This is a genomic window from Nonomuraea sp. NPDC052116 (assembly GCF_040680035.1).
GTDB lineage: Bacteria > Actinomycetota > Actinomycetes > Streptosporangiales > Streptosporangiaceae > Nonomuraea > Nonomuraea angiospora_A.
On sequence record NZ_JBFAWA010000049.1, the window covers coordinates 1 to 13,222 of the forward strand.

At 70.9% G+C, this 13,222-nt stretch carries 13 protein-coding genes; 10 read left to right on the top strand and 3 right to left on the bottom strand.

The genetic code is table 11. From position 1 onward, the window contains the following. On the bottom strand, nucleotides 1-500 hold a 500-nt coding region (locus AB0L65_RS55425; protein ID WP_364264496.1), incomplete at its 3' end, for a hypothetical protein. A 253-nt stretch (nucleotides 501-753) separates the two neighbouring features. On the opposite strand from AB0L65_RS55425, the gene AB0L65_RS55430 reads away from it, so the two are divergent. The 4 genes from AB0L65_RS55430 to AB0L65_RS55445 all read left to right on the top strand — a co-directional run bounded on the left by AB0L65_RS55430 (nucleotide 754) and on the right by AB0L65_RS55445 (nucleotide 6,465). After that, entirely contained in the window at nucleotides 754-3,603 is a 2,850-nt protein-coding gene (locus tag AB0L65_RS55430) for an AAA family ATPase (protein WP_364264497.1), read from the top strand. 48 nt (nucleotides 3,604-3,651) lie between these two features. Further along, the gene (locus AB0L65_RS55435; RefSeq protein ID WP_364264499.1) at nucleotides 3,652-4,638 is read left to right on the top strand and encodes an alpha/beta hydrolase; all 987 of its coding nucleotides are present in this window, start codon (nucleotides 3,652-3,654) and stop codon (nucleotides 4,636-4,638) included. A gap of 104 nt (nucleotides 4,639-4,742) precedes the next feature. Then, on the top strand, nucleotides 4,743-5,699 hold the full coding sequence (locus AB0L65_RS55440; protein WP_364264501.1) for an alpha/beta hydrolase: 957 nt from the start codon (nucleotides 4,743-4,745) through the stop codon (nucleotides 5,697-5,699). Nucleotides 5,700-5,739: 40 nt separating this feature from the next. Next, nucleotides 5,740-6,465, top strand: a complete 726-nt coding sequence (locus AB0L65_RS55445) for an alpha/beta hydrolase (RefSeq protein WP_364264503.1) — start codon at nucleotides 5,740-5,742, stop codon at nucleotides 6,463-6,465. Between the two features lie 12 nt (nucleotides 6,466-6,477). On the opposite strand, the gene AB0L65_RS55450 is transcribed toward AB0L65_RS55445, so the two are convergent. Together AB0L65_RS55450 and AB0L65_RS55455 are read right to left on the bottom strand one after the other, a co-directional pair. After that, nucleotides 6,478-7,752, bottom strand: coding sequence for a SpoIIE family protein phosphatase (locus AB0L65_RS55450; RefSeq protein WP_364264505.1), 1,275 nt, complete (start codon nucleotides 7,750-7,752; stop codon nucleotides 6,478-6,480). A 110-nt stretch (nucleotides 7,753-7,862) separates the two neighbouring features. Continuing rightward, nucleotides 7,863-8,069: a hypothetical protein gene (locus AB0L65_RS55455; RefSeq protein WP_364264507.1), complete on the bottom strand. Its 207-nt coding sequence runs from the start codon at nucleotides 8,067-8,069 to the stop codon at nucleotides 7,863-7,865. Nucleotides 8,070-8,668: 599 nt separating this feature from the next. On the opposite strand from AB0L65_RS55455, the gene AB0L65_RS55460 reads away from it, so the two are divergent. From AB0L65_RS55460 to AB0L65_RS55485, 6 genes are all read left to right on the top strand, one after another. Then, complete coding sequence (locus tag AB0L65_RS55460; RefSeq protein WP_364264509.1) at nucleotides 8,669-10,432, top strand: cellulose binding domain-containing protein; 1,764 nt, start codon at nucleotides 8,669-8,671, stop codon at nucleotides 10,430-10,432. 65 nt (nucleotides 10,433-10,497) lie between these two features. Beyond that, a complete protein-coding gene (locus AB0L65_RS55465; protein ID WP_364264511.1) occupies nucleotides 10,498-10,623 on the top strand; it encodes a hypothetical protein in 126 nt (41 codons plus the stop codon). 5 nt (nucleotides 10,624-10,628) lie between these two features. Next, complete coding sequence (locus tag AB0L65_RS55470; RefSeq protein WP_364264513.1) at nucleotides 10,629-10,853, top strand: hypothetical protein; 225 nt, start codon at nucleotides 10,629-10,631, stop codon at nucleotides 10,851-10,853. Beyond that, entirely contained in the window at nucleotides 10,838-11,290 is a 453-nt protein-coding gene (locus tag AB0L65_RS55475) for a hypothetical protein (RefSeq protein ID WP_364264515.1), read from the top strand. Before AB0L65_RS55470 ends, AB0L65_RS55475 begins: the two co-directional genes overlap by 16 nt. 108 nt (nucleotides 11,291-11,398) lie before the next feature. After that, a complete protein-coding gene (locus AB0L65_RS55480; protein WP_364264517.1) occupies nucleotides 11,399-11,758 on the top strand; it encodes a family 43 glycosylhydrolase in 360 nt (119 codons plus the stop codon). 118 nt (nucleotides 11,759-11,876) lie between these two features. Beyond that, nucleotides 11,877-12,872, top strand: a complete 996-nt coding sequence (locus AB0L65_RS55485; RefSeq protein ID WP_364264519.1) for a LacI family DNA-binding transcriptional regulator — start codon at nucleotides 11,877-11,879, stop codon at nucleotides 12,870-12,872. Nucleotides 12,873-13,222 lie beyond the last annotated feature (350 nt).

Here is a 13,222-nt window from a genome sequence, read left to right on the forward strand (position 1 = left end):
TCGTTGTTGTAGATCAGGACGGTGCCGTCGTCCTCCTCGACCTCCAGCATGCTGCCCTCGGGGGCGGAGATCGGGAAACGGTACTCGGTCGGCGCCGAGGCGTCCTTGATGATGGTCAGCGCGCGGGCGATCTGGCCGGTGCGCTGGTGGGCGAAGGCCACGCTGGGCTGCTTGGCGGCGTAGGTGACCAGGCCGGGCAGCGGCTGGCTGCCGGCGCCGTCGGCCTCCGGCAGGCCGATGCCGATGTCGGTCTCGCTGACGGTCGCGACCAGCGTACGGTCGGGGTCCGTCGCGATGGCGAAGGGCCGCTGGACGTCGCCGTCCGGGATCTCGGTGGGCGGGGTCGTCCGCGCCTCTTCGACGATCTCGGGCACCACCTGGCTGAGGGCTGCCAGGGCGGGGTCTTCCTGCGCGATGGCCGGGGTGCCGGCCACGGTCGCGCTGCTGAGTGCCAGGGCCGTCGCTAAGGTGACGACGAATGCCCGAGCGGAAATGCGCATGGATGTCCTTCCACGTAGGTGAGAGAACCGCACAAACGCCGCAAACGTAAAGATCATCGGCGACCAATTGGATGATCTTGAATGGCGGGACAGTAAACGTTTGCCGTCTTCCAGGTCGCGCCGGGTTCGGCGGCGGCCTGACGGTCCTTCCGTGTCATTAGCGGACGACGGGACGGCGAACCTCGATAAATCGCCCAAACCATCAGTAACTGGCAGAATAAGGTCGCCGGCATTGGTACGACGGGGGACACACATGGATGAGCCGATGGTCGCCGCCGCTCCGGGTTCTTCCTGGCCGGGGGCGCGCATCGACGGCGGGAGCGAGGAACGCGGGACCCCGCCCGGTCCCACCACCACGCTGACAGGCCGGGGGACCGAGCTCGCCCACCTCGTGGACGCGATCGACGGGCGCCGGAGCGGGCCGCGGACGATGCTGCTGCTGGGGGAGGCCGGAACGGGGAAGACGGCGCTGCTGGAGGCCGCGGCCGACCACGCGCGCGGGACCGGAAGCCTGGTGCTGACCGCCCGCGGCTGTGAGGCCGAGGTGGAGCAGTCGTTCGCCGCCCTGCACCAGTTGCTTCTTCCGCTGCTGCCCGAGACGGACGATCTTCCCGAACACCAGCGGGAGGCGCTGAAAGCGGCGTTCGGGATCGTCGCCGCCACCCGGCAGCACGACCCGATGCCGCTGCGCGTCGGAGTGCTGAACCTCCTGGCCCGCGTCTCCCGGAGCCGGCCCGTCCTGCTGATCGCCGACGATGTGCAGCACTTCGACCGCGACACGCGCGACGTGCTCGGGTTCGTGATGCGCCGCCTGGCGACCCACGCCGTGACGGTGCTGCTCGCGGCACGGGGCCAGACACCCCCGGACGGCCTCAATCCGGACCTGCCCGTGCTGTCCCTGGCACCGCTGAGCCGCCGGGCGGCCGCGCACCTGCTGGACGCCCAGCCGGAGCCGCCCACCGGCCGGGCCCGGATCGACCTGCTCGAACAGGCCGCCGGAAACCCCCTGGCCATCATCGAACTGTCCCGCGCCGTACGAGCGGGGCAGGCGGTGCCCGGCGGCGGGTTGCCGCAGACGCTGCGCATCCAGGAGATGTTCGCCGCCCAGCTGCGCGCCCTGCCGGCCGACACCCAGCGGCTGATCCTCTACGCGGCCGCCTCCTCGGACCACGAGGACCTGGAGACCATCATGGCCGCGGCAGGCGCCGGATCGGATCTCGGGGTGTGGGCGCCCGCGGAGGACGCCGGTCTCATGACCATCGCCGGCGGCCGGGTCGCCTTCCGGCATCCGCTCGTCCGTACGGCTTCGTACGACGGAGCCCCCGCGCACCTGCGCCGGCAGGTGCACACGGACCTCGCGGCCGTCCTCGACGCCGACCCCGCGCGCCGGGCCTGGCACCTGGCCGCCGCGTGCCCGCGGCAGGACGAGTCCGTCGCGGCGGCGCTGGAGGACACCGCGGAGCTCGCCGAACGCCGTGGCGGCTTCTTCGCGGCGGCACGCGCGCTGGAACGGGCCGCCGAGTGCAGCCCGGACGCCGCGGACCGGGCACGGCGGTACGCCAAGGCGCTGCGAGCCGCCCAGAACGCCGGCGACCCCTCGTGGGTACGCGAGCTGTACGACAAGGTCACCGCGCTGACCGAGGACCGGGACCTGCTGGGCGTCGCGGCCTGCGGCGCCGGCATCGCCCTGTCGCTGTCCGGCCACCAGCGGCAGGGGTTCCAGGTGCTGCTGAGCGCGCTGGAGCCGGATCCGCCCAAGGACGGCATGACGGTGCTCGCCCTGGCCGCCGTGCTCCAGGCGGTCGCCTTCCAGTCCGGCCTGCCCGAGGTGCGGCGGCCGATCGCGGCCCTGCTCGACGGGCTCGAGGCCGGGAGCCGCGAGACGCCCTACTCCGAGCTGACGACGAGCGACGCCTTCGAGGCGGTCCGGGCCGTGGCCCTGGCCGGGGCCGACCCGGTCAACGCCCCCGAGCTGCTGCGGCGGATCCGCCGCCGGCCCGGCACGCCGGAACTGCCGACCGGCCTCGCGGACGTGACCCGCCTGCACGCGGCCGGCGCGGTCGCCTGGTACGCCGACGAGTCCGAACTGTTCGTGGAGTCCTTCCGGCAGGCGTACACCCTGCTCACCGCGTACGGCTCCATGGGCAATGCCGCGCCCACGCTCGCGGCGATGGGCTCGGCGCTGATCGACACCGGTCGCTGGGCGGAGGCCGAGGAGCATCTGGAGGAGACCGCGACGCTGGCGGCCGTTCAGAAGCTGAGGCATCTGGAGATCGACGTCGAGGCGCTGCGGATGACCCTGCGAGCCCTGCGCGGGCAGCCCGCCGACATGCCGGCCGATCCCGCCTGGACGGCCGTCGGCCTGGAGGAGAACCGCGCCACCCACGCCCGCCTGCTGCGCGCCGCCGGCACGAGCGCCGCGGCGGCCGGCGACTTCGACGCAGCGTTCCGCCACTTCCGGCTGCTGTTCGGCGAGGACGGCGTACCCCTGCACTATTTCCTGTCGAACCGGTCGGTCGTCGACCTGGCCGCGGCCGCCCAGCGGACGGGCCGGCAGGAGGAGGGGGCGCGCATCGTCGCGGCGGTGCGCGCCGCGCTGGGCGAACGCCCGACCACCCGGATGACGCTGCTCGTGCACCACGCCGCCGCGCTGACCGGCGAACCCAAGGACGCCGAGCACCACTTCCGGCTCGCCACGGTGAACCCGGCGGGGGAGCAGTGGCCGCTGGCCCGGGCGCAGGCCCGGCTCCACTACGCGCAGTGGCTGCGCAGGAAACGCCGGCCCCTGGACGCCCGGTCGCTCCTGGCCACGGCGCTGGAGTCGTTCACCCGGCTCGGCGCCCGCGGTCTGGCCGACGAGGCGCGCGTGGAGCTGCGGGCCAGCGGCGTCGCCGCCGCGCCCGCCCAGGCGGACCCGCTGGCGGAGCTGACCGCCCAGCAGCGCCAGATCGTCCGGCTGGCGGCACGGGGACTGCGCAACCGGGAGATCGCCGAGCAGCTCATGCTGTCTCCCCGCACGGTCGGCTCCCACCTCTACAACGTCTATCCGAAGCTGGGCGTCAGCAGCCGGCACCAGCTCCGCGACCTCTTCGACGACCTGTGACCACCCGCGCGTACGATCGGCACACTCGGCGAGCGAAAGGTGAGGGACGTGGGAACTGACCCCGCCACGGACGGCGGCGCCTGCGAGGGGCCCGCCGTCGTCCTCGATCCCCTGGTCCAGAGGCTCGTCGACGCCTCGGCGGCACCGCCGTACCTGCACGAGCTCGGCCCGGTCGACGGGCGGCAGGCACTGCTGGAGACCCAGGACCACCAGCGCGACGACCTCGACGTGGCGGCCGAGTTCCTGGTGGCGCCGGTGGGGCCGTCCGGGCTCGCCGGCTTCTGGGTGTTCCGGCCGGTCCGGCCGACCGGCCCCCTCCCGGTGGTCGTCTACCTCCACGGGGGCCGCTGGATGCTCGGCGACGCGCGGACCCACGCCCGGATGATCTGCGAGCTCGCCGCCGCCGGTGAGGCCGCGTTCGTGGTCCCCGAGTACACCCGCACGCCCGAGGCGCGCTACCCGGTCGCCGTCGAGGAGTCGTACGCGGTGCTGACCTGGGTGGCCGAGCACGCCGCCGACCTGCGGCTGGACGGCCGGAGACTGGCGGTCGCCGGCGACTGCGCGGGAGCCACCATGGCGACCGCGCTCGCCATGATGGCCAAGCAGCGCGGCGGGCCACGCATCCGGGCCCAGCTGCTGTACTACCCGATGACCGACCCGCGTTGCGACACCGCCTCGCAGCGGCGCTTCGCCTCCGGCTACCTCCTGACCCGCGCCGCGCTGGAGTGGTACTGGCAGCAGTACACCGACGACGAGCACGAACCCACCGCCGCGCCGGCACGGGCGAGCACGGCGGACCTCGCGGGGCTGCCGCCCGCGCTGATCGTCTCCGCGGAGGCCGACGTCGTCCGGGACGAGGGCGAGCAGTACGCGCGCCGGCTGCTGGCGGCCGGTGTGCCGGTCACCGCCGTCCGATACCTGGGCACCGTCCACGACTTCGCGTCGCTGGACCCGTTGCGGGACAGCCCGCCGGCGCTGGCCGCCGTCCGCCAGGGGGCCCTCTTCCTCAAGGACGCCCTGGCCGCCCGGCGTTGACACCAGTCAACTTACTGATGCGTCCGGGGCGGTGGGATTGCGATGCTGACCTGCGTAAGCCGCCCACAGGTGGCACGTACGCGCATGGAAAGAGATCAGGCAGCATGTCCGATATCAAGCCCGTCCTCGAAGAGGCCGCACAGGCGTTCGCCGAGGCGACCAAGAACCCGCCGTTCCTCTACGACCTCGGCCCGGTCGAGGGCCGCAAGGCCGTCGACGGCGTCCAGGACGGCGACGTCCCCGTGCCGGACGCCGACATCGAGGACCTCACCGTCCCCGGCGGCCCGTCGGGCGAGGTCTCCATCCGGATCTTCCGGCCGGCCGGCGCCCAGGGCACCCTGCCCGTGATCCTGTACGTCCACGGCGCCGGCTGGGTGTTCGGCAACGCCCACACCCATGACCGGCTCGTCCGCGAGCTCACCGTACGGGCCCAGGCCGCGACGGTCTTCGTGAACTACAGCCTCTCCCCGGAGGCGAAATACCCCACCGCGATCGAGGAGATCTACGCCGCGCTCCAGTGGATCTCCGAGCACGGGGCCGAGCACGACCTCGACCCGGCCCGCATCGCGGTGGCCGGCGACTCGGTCGGCGGCAACATGACCGCGGCCACCACCATCCTGGCCAAGCGGCGCAACGGGCCGAAGCTGGCCGCGCAGCTGCTGTTCTACCCGGTCACCGACGCCGCCTTCGACACCGGCTCCTACGATCAGTTCGCCACCGGCTACTTCCTCAGCCGCGACGGCATGAAGTGGTTCTGGGACCAGTACACGACCGACCCCGCCCAGCGCGCGGAGATCACCGCGTCGCCGCTGCGCGCGAGCCTGGACGAGCTCGCCGGGCTGCCGCCGGCGCTGGTCATCGTGGCCGAGGCCGACGTGCTCCGCGACGAGGGGGAGGCGTACGCCGCCAAGCTGCGCGCCGCCGGCGTGCCGACCACGGCCGTGCGCTACCAGGGGATCATCCACGACTTCGTCATGGTCAACGCGATGCGCGACACGTACGCGGCGAAGGCGGCCACCCAGCAGGGCGGCGAGTTCCTCCGCGACGCGCTGCGCCCTTGAGCGCCCCGGACAGCCCACCCCTGATCAAGGAGCCCTCCCCATGACGGACAGCACCACTCCTACGGTCGTTCTCGTGCACGGCGCGTTCGCCGACGCCGCCAGCTGGACCGGCGTCATCGCCGAACTGCAGGAGCACGGCGTTCCCGTGGTGGCCCCGCCCAACCCGCTGCGCGGCCTGGCCTCCGACGCGGCCTACATCGCCTCGGTGGCCGCCCAGATCGACGGCCCCGTCGTGCTGGTCGGCCACTCCTACGGCGGTGCGATCATCACCGTGGCCGGCGCGACCGCCAACGTCGTCGGCCTCGTCTACGTCGCCGCGTACGTGCTCGAGGACGACGAGAGCCTGGGCGAACTGCAGGGACGTTTCCCGGAGTCGCCGCTGGGCGCCAACCTGCGGCAGTCGGCCTACCCGGTCGAGGGCGCCGACCCCGCGGTCGAGGTCACGATCGCCCCCGAGGCGTTTCCGGAGATCTTCGCCGCGGACGTCCCCGCCGAGGTCACCAAGATTCTCGCGGTGGCGCAGCGGCCGCTGGCCGCGGGGGCGTTCACCGAGACCGCGGCCACGGCGGCCTGGAGGACCAAGCCCTCCTGGGCCCTCGTCGCCACCGCCGACCAGGCGATCAACCCCGAGGTTCAGCGGTTCGGCGCCAAGCGGGCGGGCGCGACCGTCGTCGAGGTCGAGGGGGCCTCGCACGCCGTCGCGGTGTCCCGTCCCAAGGACGTGGCCGACCTGATCCGCGAGGCGGTCCGGGCCACCTCGGCCTGACATAAGCGGGTTTTACAGCCGGGTGACCAGCAGGGCGACGTCGTCGCCGGCGCCGCTGCTGATGCCCAAGGAGCTCAGGGCGACGTCGGCGAGACAGTCGGGGGTCAGCCGGCTGCACCGGGCGAGCGCGGCGGTCAGGCGCGCCAGGCCGACGTCGATGTCCTCCCCGCGGCGCTCGATGAGGCCGTCGGTGTACAGGACGAGGGTGTCTCCCGCGGTGTAGGGGAGCTCGGTCTGAGGGCGGGTGACGTGGTCGGGGCGGGCGCCCAGGGGAGGGTCGGTGGCCTGGTCCAGCAGCGCGCAGGAGCCGTCCGGGTGGAGCAGGACGGGCGGCAGATGCCCGGCGCTGCTGTAGGTGATGCGGCAGCCCATGGTGTCGATCACGGCCTGGACCGCCGTGGTGGCCAGCGCGCCCTCGAGGGAACGGGCGTACAGACCGACCACCTCCAGCGCCGGGCCCGGCTCCTTGACCGCGCGGATCGCCGCGCTGAGCGCGCTGCGGAGCATTCCCATGACCGTCGCGGCCTCCAGCCCTTGGCCCACGACGTCGCCGACCGCGACGGCGAAACGGCCGTCCGGCAGGTCGACGACGTCGTACCAATCGCCGCAGACGTTCAGCGTTCCGACGGCGGGCAGGTAGCGCACCGCGATGTCGTCGGGGTGGAGGTCCAGGTCGGGGGAGTGGAGCATGGCCTCCTGCAACGCGAGCGCGACCTGGCGTTCACGGGCGTGAGCATGGCGCAGCTCCTCGTTCAGCCGCTGCAACTCCTGCGCCCGTGCGTACAGCTCGGCCTCCATCTCCTGCCCCGCCGACAGGTGGGCGGCGGGCTGCCGAGCGGAGCAGGAGTGGACGAACTCGGTCATGTCCTCCACCTGGTGCAGGATCCACGACACCGTCCCGTCCGGCGCCAGGACAGGGGTGTTGATCGGGGACCACCAGCGCTCCTCGAACGCTCCGGGGCGGTCGGCGAGCGGGACGTCGTACTTCTGCAACACCATCGTGTCCGGTTCCCGGTGGGCCAGCACCCGGTGCAGCGAGGCGCGCAGGCTCTTCACACCCTCTGCGCAGGGGTCGTCGGGGAAAGCGTCGAAGATGTGCCGTCCGATCAGCTCCTCGGCGGTACGGCCGGTCGCGCGCAGGTAGGCGCGGTTCACGTCGACGATCATCAGGCCGGGATCCAGTACGAGGCACGGGCTCGGCGTGGCGGCGAACAGCGCCGCGTAATCGATCTGCGGCGTGCCCGGCTTGCGTGCGCCCTGCCTGCGCGGGCCGGCGATCCTGCCCACGCCATCCACTCTACGAGGTGTTCTGCCCGATCACAGCAAGAGGTTCACCCGTAGTGCGGGGCTTGCCGAGCGTGAAAGCGCCGGATCGCGGCGCTTTCACGCTCGGCTGGTCAATCGAAATAGCACGTGTGGACGGGGAAAGGCTTGTCCGCCGGGACGTCGCACTGGCGGGTGCCCAACTTGTCCCCGTTGTCGGCCCAGAAGTCCACGTCGATCGTGCCCTTCCACCACCATTCACGGAGCTTATTGCAGCGCTGCTGCCGCCGGTCGCCGTCCAGGAAAAGCTCTGGCGAAGCGGCATCGGAGACCTCCGTCATCTTGGGGGACAGGATGCCGAGGTTTTGTGCGCATCCCGTTGCCATTGACAAGAATGCGGGCCGGTCGTTGACGGCACGTGGACAATTGATTTACGCCGAGATCCACATGCCGAAGGCGAAGGTTGTCATGCGGTGGAGCCGGAGGGTCTGGCCTGGTGGCGATCGGCTCCAGCCGTACGTTCGACTGGAGCCGATCGACCCTCGTCCGTCAGCCCACGTGCAGGCTCGCGAGGAGCTGCTGCACCTGATGCAGCAGCGCGTTAAGAAGCGACGCCAGGGCGTTCATGACAACACCGCCTTTTCACTCAGAGTGATGATCTAGTTACTCTAAGCTACATTATGCAGGCCGGTTGTCCCTCGTACTGGATCAAGCGTGTAGGCGTGGCGCGCGCCCATCCTCCTGGCGGAAACCTTTCGGTGTCCTGTCTCTGAAAGTTTCAAGGAGGATGCCTACCTCATCCAGCGGTAAAGCTGGACTCCTGTCCGCCATGGCCGGCACTCGTTGACGTCATGGTTAACGCTAACTACTCTCTGCCGAGAAATTATCTCACCAAATCTCGGAAAACTTTCTCGCCCCAGGAGGGCTCATGAGAGGGTCCATGAGGAGACGCGTCACCCGTCTGATCGCTCTGGCCGGAGCCACGGTCGCGGTCACCGCCGGCTTATCCCCGCTCCCCACCCTGCCGGCAGCCGCCGCCACGACCGCCACCGTCTCGGTCGACGCCGGTCAGACGCTGGCCACCATCCCCGCCGTCGGCGTCGGCATGAACGTCGCCGTGTGGGACGGGCGGATGAACGATCCGGTGACATCCACGCTGCTGAAGGACGCGGGTGTCAAGGCCGTCCGGTACCCGGGCGGCGGCTACGCCGACGGCTACCACTGGCAGACGCACACGGTCGAGGGCGGCGGGTACGTGGCGCCCAACACCGGGTTCGACGCGTACGTGGCCACGTCCCGCGCGGCCGGCGCGCAGCCGATCGTCACCGCGAACTACGGCTCGGGCACGGCGCAGGAGGCCGCCGACTGGGTGCGGTACGCCAACGTCACCAAGGGCTACGGCATCAAGTACTGGGAGATCGGCAACGAGATGTACGGCAACGGCCACTACGGTGCCGAGTGGGAGACGGACAAGCACGCCAGCAAGAGCCCCGCCACGTACGCCACCAACCTGCTCGACTACGTCACCGCGATGAAGGCGGTCGACCCCACGATCAAGATCGGCGCGGTGCTGACGACGCCGGGCAACTGGCCGGACGGCGTCGTCGGCCCCGGCGACACGATGGACTGGAACCGCACCGTCATGTCCATCGCCGGCTCGCGGATCGACTTCGTGATCGTGCACCACTACCCGAACAGCGCCAACGAGGCCGAGCTCGTGACCAAGCCGCAGGCCGAGGTCCCGAGCATGACGAGCGCGCTGCGCGCGCTGATCAACCAGTACGCGGGCGGCAACGCCCCCAACGTCGGCATCGCCGTCACCGAGGACAGCTCCAACTACGCGTTGAACACCTCGCCGTCCGGTCTGTACGCGCCGGACGTCTACCTGACCTGGATGGAGAACGGCGCGTTCAACATCGACTGGTGGAACCTGCGCAACGGCACCGACTGCGGCAAGGTCACCACCATCCAGGGCGCGACGGACTTCAACGACGGCGGCGTGGTGTCCAGCGGGGCGTCCTGCGAACCGGCCGCCAACACGCCGTTCCCGCCGTACTACGGCATCCAGATGATGACCAAGCTCGGCGCCTCCGGCGACGCGCTGGTGCGGACGACCTCCTCCACCGCGATGCTGTCCACGCACGCGGTCAAGCGCGCCAACGGCGACGTCAGCGTCATGCTGATCAACAAGGACCCGAACAACGCCACGACGGTCAACCTCTCCTACAGCGGCTTCACCCCGTCCTCGGCGACGCCGACCGTGTACTCGTACCTGAAGAACGCCTCGTCGATCGGCTCGGCCTCCACCGGGAGCGCCGCCGTACAGACCGTGCCCGCCTACTCCGTCGTGGTCGTCCAGCTGCGCGCGGGAAGCGGCGGCGGGACCGGCGCCTGCCGGGTCGACTACACCAAGAACGAGTGGCAGGGCGGGCTCACCGCGAGCGTGACGATCAGGAACACCGGCGGCAGCGCGGTCGACGGGTGGCGGCTGACCTTCACGTTCCCCGGCGACACCAAGGTGACCACCGCCTGGAACGCGAGCGTGACGCAGAGCGGCGCGGCGGTGACGGCCACCAACGCGTCCTACAACGGCGCCATACCGGCGGGCGGCTCCCAGTCGTTCGGGTTCCAGGGCACCTGGACCGGCAACGACGCGAACCCCACCGGCTTCGCGCTCAACGGGTCCGCCTGCTCCGCCGGCTGACCTGACCACTCGGTGGTCTCCGAGCCGCCGCAGTACGCCTCGATCGGCCAGCAGGTCTCAAGGACGTGCGGTACGGCCGCAAGCCGATCGAGGCCTTCAGGTCCGCGGTCGACACCTGGCGCAAACAGGGCGGGGACCGGCTACGCGGCTTCTACGAAGGCATCCGTGACAAGCACGGCACGGGCGGGTGAGGCGGGTGGCGTCGATAACCAGGAATGACGCGGCCACCCCCGCCAGGAGGAGACCCGATCGCCGGCCCGCCGCCAACGGGATGAGCCGGCGGACGCGGTTGCGGCGCGACCGCACGCTGCTGGTGATGACGGTGCCGGCGCTCGTGCTGCTCATCGTGTTCACCTACGCGCCGATGATCGGCTCGGTCATGGCCTTCCAGTTCTACGACGTCTCGTGCCGCACGACCTGACGCTCGAGTCGTACCGGACGATCTTCACCAACTCCCGGATCGTTCACTCGCTGCTGGTGAGTGTGGTGGTCGCGCTCGCCGGCACCGCCGTCTCCATGGTCGTCACGGTGCTGTGCGCGTACGGGCTGTCCCGGCCGCGCTCCTTCGGCCACCGGACGATCCTCATGGCCCTGGTCGTGACGATGTTCTTCGGCGGCGGGATGATCCCCACCTCCCGCGTCGTGGTGGCGGTGATCACGCTGTTCTACGCGGTCGGCTACTGGAACTCGTTCTTCGACGCGCTGCTCTACCTGCCGGACAACGGCAAATGGCCGCTTCAGATGATCATCTACACCTACACCCTGCAGGGCAACTTCATCCCGGGACCGGGGTCACCAACGGGCAGCATCTGGGACAGCAGGCGCTTGCTCCGCTGTCGCTGCAGATGGCGGTGGTGACCCTCACCCTCATCCCCATCCTGGTCGCTTACCCGTTCGTCCAGCGGCACTTCGTCAAGGGAATGCTGATCGGCGCCATCAAGGGATGACCTCGAGAAAGGAATCCGGATGACCCTGGCCCGTGTACAGGCGACCGGCACCGACGGCTGGATCGACGGCGCGTTCACCAACTCCGTGATCGCCGGCCCGCACCCGGACCCGAGCGTGTGCCGGGTCGGCGACGACTACTTCCTGGCCTGCTCCAGCTTCGAGTACTTTCCCGGCGTACCCGTCTTCCACAGCCGGGACCTGGTGCACTGGCAGCAGATCGGCACCGCCACCGACCCCGCCGGCCCCTGGTCGGAGCCGGTCGGAGTGGGCTTCACCGGACGGGTGATCGGCATGTACGCCGCGTCCGGCACGGTGCCGTTCGACTACGAGCCTCTCGATCACGACACAGGGCCGGAGCAGGTTATCCTTGCGCCGTGAACGGCCCACGACGGGCGACCGGACGGGGCCGATGAGGAGGGGAGCCAGGTTGTCACACGCCGAGTCGGGCGAACCGGTGGCTGACCGGGAAGGCTCGCGAGGCGATTCGTCCAGACCCGTGACGATCTCCTACATCGCGGAGACCGCCGGAGTGTCGATCCCCACGGTCTCCAAGGTCATCAACGGCCGTTCCGGTGTGTCCGCGGACACGCGTGCCCGCGTCGAGGCGCTGATCAGCGAGTACGGATACCGCAGGACCAACCGCAGCAACATGATGGAACTCGTCTTCGACGAGCTCGAGCACATGTGGGGGACCGAGATCATCCGCGGGGTGGAGCGGGTGGCCCGCGAACACCGCGTGGCCGTCGTGCTGACGGAGTTCGGCCCGGAGCGCAACGCGGTCCACTATCCGAGCGAGGACACCCTGGCCCGCCGCCCCGCCTGCGTGGTGACGGTGGCCCAGCTGTCGGCGGAGCAGCGTAACCGGCTGCGCGCCAAAGGCATCCCGTTCGTGGTCTTCGACCCCGCCACCGAACTGCCGGACGACGTCCCCTTCGTCGGAGCGACGAACTGGTCCGGCGGGCGGTCGGCCACCCGCCACCTGATCGAGCTGGGACACCGCCGCATCGCGATGATCGGCGGCCCCGACCGGACCCTCTACTGCCAGGCCAGGCTCGACGGCTACCGCTCCGCCCGGGAGTCCGCCGGGCTCCCGGTGGAGGCCGACCTCGTCGTACGCACCCTGCTCACCACCGAGGACGGCCGCGCCGCCGCGCTCGAGCTGCTGAACCGTCCGGAGCGGCCCACGGCGATCTTCGCCTGCAACGACCTGCAGGCGATCGGCGTCTACCAGGCCGCGCGGACGATGGGGCTGCGGATCCCGGCGGACCTGAGCGTGGTCGGCTTCGACGATCTGCCCATCGCCGCCCTGGTCGATCCTCCGCTGACCACCGTCCACCAACCGCTCACCGAGATGGCCGCGGCCGCCACCGAGCTGGCGCTCGCCCTGGGGCGCGGGGAGGAGACGCCGCAGGCCGGGCTCGAGCTGGCCACCACCCTCACGGTCCGGGAGAGCACCGCTCCACCGGCCGACCGCGAGGGCGCCGGGGGGTGACGGAAGGCCTCACCAGTCGTGGACCGCGCCGTCCTGCAGCCGATTGACCGGCAGGTACGCCGGCTCGTAGGGGGCGCGGATGCCGGCTCCTTATCGAGCTCGTGGGGGAACACCTCATGGGTCAGCGCGGTGTGCCCGGCGTACTCCGCCGGCGGCGTACCTGGCCGACGGGCCGCTCACCATCGCCTGATCCCAGGCGTCCAACAGCCAACGGCTGTTCCTGGGTTCCTCGCCCCCGAGGATGGTCCGGACGCTGAGAGCATCCCCTCGGACGTCCCGCAGACGTCCCTGCCAATGCGGACATCCCCGGACCCGTAGGGCGAGCGGGAGGTGTGGCACGCTGTGATCGC

Bases quoted from the DNA above. Each gene is read 5' to 3' on its own strand.
- AB0L65_RS55430 (WP_364264497.1), top strand. From the start codon at position 754: ATGGATGAGCCGATGGTCGCCGCCGCTCCGGGTTCTTCCTGGCCGGGG.
- AB0L65_RS55440 (WP_364264501.1), top strand. From the start codon at position 4,743: ATGTCCGATATCAAGCCCGTCCTCGAAGAGGCCGCACAGGCGTTCGCC.
- AB0L65_RS55445 (WP_364264503.1), top strand. From the start codon at position 5,740: ATGACGGACAGCACCACTCCTACGGTCGTTCTCGTGCACGGCGCGTTC.
- AB0L65_RS55455 (WP_364264507.1), bottom strand. From the start codon at position 8,069: ATGACGGAGGTCTCCGATGCCGCTTCGCCAGAGCTTTTCCTGGACGGC.
- AB0L65_RS55460 (WP_364264509.1), top strand. From the start codon at position 8,669: ATGAGGAGACGCGTCACCCGTCTGATCGCTCTGGCCGGAGCCACGGTC.
- AB0L65_RS55480 (WP_364264517.1), top strand. From the start codon at position 11,399: ATGACCCTGGCCCGTGTACAGGCGACCGGCACCGACGGCTGGATCGAC.